1 pseudogene is annotated in these 3633 nt (G+C 68.8%); it reads left to right on the top strand.

Annotated elements, in window-relative coordinates:
• Positions 1 to 248: 248 nt before the first annotated feature.
• Positions 249 to 3633 (top strand): annotated as a pseudogene (locus tag ACFWPJ_RS27655) (hypothetical protein); the annotation flags it as partial.

Genomic DNA, 3633 nt, shown 5'->3' with positions numbered 1-3633 from the left:
TAGTCGACAACATCGGTGTATTCGGTGAGTGCACACGGTCGCTGGCCGCTGCGGCGCGCCGCGCCGACGATGCGGGTGCGGGGTTGTTCGGCGGCTCCGACCCCTCCTCGCCGCCGCTGCGGTAATCAGCTTCTTTCAACGCCGGTCCGGTGACCGGCTGATTTCTCCTATTTCTTGTGCAGCTGCGGTTTTCGCTGACGCAGGGGCGGATTCGTTGTGTCGGTCCTGAATTTCGGGGGTTGGTTTCAGTGAGCATCTTTGGTGATGTGGAGCGCGTCGAAGGTTTCGGCGGGATCGATGCGGTGTGGGCGCAGACCGCGATCGAGGAAGCAGAGTCGGAAAACGGGCTCCTGGCGGTTTTGACCGGCCCGTTTCCGGCGGAGTTGTTCATCATCGACGGTGAACCGGAACGTATCGCCGAAACCACCAGACGCTGGTCGGATTTCGCGGATCGTACGCATGGGGCCGGGTCACGGATCGAGATGTTCGATGTGTCGCGGTTCATCGGTGTCGAGGGCGACATGTATGCCGCGATCCTGAGTGAACGACTCGTCGACCGGTTGCATCTGATCGGCGAGGTCTACCGGAAACTCGGTCAGGCTCTGGATGGTTTCGGGCAGGAGTTGGCTCGGTTGCAGGCGGAGATGGAACCGATCGCCACCGAAGCACCCGGGGCATATCGGGACCTGCAGGAGTTCGTCGAGAACGCCCGCCAAGGCAACATCATCTCCAACATCAATCCCGCCGCGATCGACGAGGGCCGCCGATTGTTGCAGCGGTGGAGACTGATCCGCGGTCAAGCCGGTGACGTGCAACGAAAACTGTCCAAAGCCACCACCGAATGCGCCGACGACATCCACGCACTGGCCGCGCACCGGTTCACCGAGAACCCGATGGCCGCCCACATCGATCTCACGTTGTCCCGGATCGTGCGCGCGACGATGGAACCCGTCCGCGACCCCGCCGATTCGCTGGGATTGCGCACCACCGAACTCGCGGCACGAATGCTCGCCATCGGAGACGCCGCCTCGGCGATCGCGCCGTCGGTCGGTTCGGTCGCGTCCTCGGCGATCGGTGCGGTCGGCACCATCGCCGGGCTGGTCGCCGGCCCGGGCTCGGTCGCGGGCCCGCAGGTGACGCTCGCCGCGGGCGCGGTCGCCGCGGCGGCACCGTTCGTCGCGGCCACGGCCGGGGTCGTCGGCACCGTCGCCGGGACGTTCGGCCGGTTCATCGCCCACGACTACGGCCGCTACGCCGAACTACAAGGCGCGCTCCTCGACACGATCGTTGGCAGCGGAGTCCACCGGCGGATCCCCGGTTCGATCGTGGGTGAACCGACCCGAGCCGAGATAGTTTTCGCCTCGATGCCGACGAAGCTCCTCGCCGAGCATCTCGGCTGGAAAGTCACGCTCCTGCCGACCGGCGAGTTCGTCACCGACCCTGAGCGTCGCGCCGTCGACGTCGAACGCAGCATGCTCCTCGACACCGGTGGGCTCGGAATCTTCGCCGGCGCCGCAGGCACCGTCACGAACCCGCGGCCCAAGCATCGCAAACCCGGTGCCGAACGGTTCACCGACACCACCGGCCGCGGCGAAGTCAAGTTCACCGGCCTGCTCGCCCCCGGGCCCGGTCACCGGGAACTCACCGGCCCCGACGACCGCGGATTCGTCCTCATCGAGGACACCGGCACCCCCTTGCGCGCCCACCCGGACTCGGTCCTGCACGGCCTGACCGAGGGCGAATCGGTCACCACGCCCAGGGCTTACGACGCGTTGGGCCGTGCGGTCGATGTCGAACTGCGTCGCGACGGTGACGACACCGTGCTGGCGGTACACCCCGACGAACACACCCTGTTCCCCGTGCTGGCCGAACCCGCCGCCACCACCGGAACCGCCTCCACGACTCCCGTTGCGGTGCAACCACAGTCAGGTGCTCCCGCCGAATCCGGCGATCCTGTCGACATTCCTGCCCAAGCGCAACCGCAGTCAGCCGCCTCCGGCGACCCTGCCGACACTCCTGCACAGGCGCAACCACAGTCAGCCGCCACAACTCCGGATGCCCCCGATACTCCTGTTGGGGCACAAGCGCCGTCAGCCGCCACAGCACCGGACGCGTCCGCCGCCGACATTACCGCCGGGGAGCAACCTCAGTCGGAGACCACAGGGCCTGATGCTCCCCCGGCAGCGCCCGAACAGCCACAGCTGTCCCCGATCCAGCAAGCTGTTGCGCCGGTGCTGGCCCCCGCGCAGCAAGCGATGTCGGTCCTCGCCTCAGCCCTGGGCGCGGTCGCACCCTCGATCGCTGCCCAAGGCACAGCCTGGGATGTCGCGGTCCCCGGCGCCGGCGCGAAGCTGGCCAGCGCCGCCTCCTCACTCACCTCCGCCGCCTCAGCACTGACCTCGGCCGCGAACTCACTCGCCGCGTTGGCGTTGGCGACCACACACACCGACCGAGCCGCCGCCATCGCCGGGTTCTTCTCCGGACTGAGTTCGGCTGCCGCCGCACTGGTCTCGGCCGCCGCCGAAGCCACCGCCACCGCACCCGCTGTCGCGAAAGTACTCGTCGAGCGCGTCGCGCCCGCCGCACAATCCGCCGCCCAATCGGCCTTGGCCGCGTTCACCGAGGCCATCCCCGCCCTCACCCAAGCCGCCGCGAACACCCTGAACTCACTGGTGCCCGCCGTCACCGCCGCACTACCTCACCTGCAAGGCGCCCTCGCCGGATTCACACCCCTCGCGCAAACAGCCGCCGGTCAACTCAGCACCGCCCTGACCGAAGCCGTCACCACCGTGGTCCCGCAGATCACCGCTGCGGCAGCCGAACTCGGTGGCGCCGCCGCGGGCCTGTCCGCCCAAGCCGCCAGCTTGTCCTCGGCTGTGTCGTTCGCCGGGCTCGGCCTGTCCGCGGTGGCCGCGGTGCCGTCGGTCCTGGCCATCATGGACGCCCTGCCGAACCTGGTCGCCGCGTTCGGCGACTACCTCACCTCCTGGGTCGCGCTGCAACGCGCCTCCTTCATGGCGTTGGCGCCTGGGCTGACCTCCGGCGTCACCGAAGTGGTGAAACTCCTCACCCCCACCGTCAACTGGCAAGCGGCCTCCGCCGCGGTCTACCCCGGGATACTCGCCGCCAACACCCCCGACCTCCCCCGCGCGCAAGTGGCCGCTGGCACGTCCGCGACCGAAAACCCTCGCACACCACTGAAATTCAGCCCCACCACGCCAGCACCGACCGCGGCGACAGCATTGCGATCGGCGATGAACCCGGCCCTGGACCGCATCGCCTCCATCCGCACCGAAAACCCCACCCCCACACCGGTACGCGGCGACCGACTCACCTTCACCCCCACACCAGGCCCGGCCGATCGCCTCACCTTCTCCCCCGTCTCCGCCCAGCAGCCCGCGATGTTCGACGCGGCCGGTAGACCCCTGACCGACCGCGCCACCGCCGGTGACCCGACCCGTCACTCCGACGCCGAATTCGCCCAGAAATCCGTCCTCGACCGCGACCTCGCCTCCGACGTCGCAGCGTCGGCCCCCAGCTTGGTCTCCGGTGCGCTCAGCGTCGCCGGATCCGTCTCCGGCCTGCAACAAGCAGGTCGCGCCCGCGAACACCACCACACCCCCCACCCCGACA

Origin of the sequence: Nocardia sp. NPDC058497 (assembly GCF_042720195.1) — a bacterium.
GTDB lineage: Bacteria > Actinomycetota > Actinomycetes > Mycobacteriales > Mycobacteriaceae > Nocardia.
This window is presented reverse-complemented; position numbering and strand designations above follow the sequence as displayed.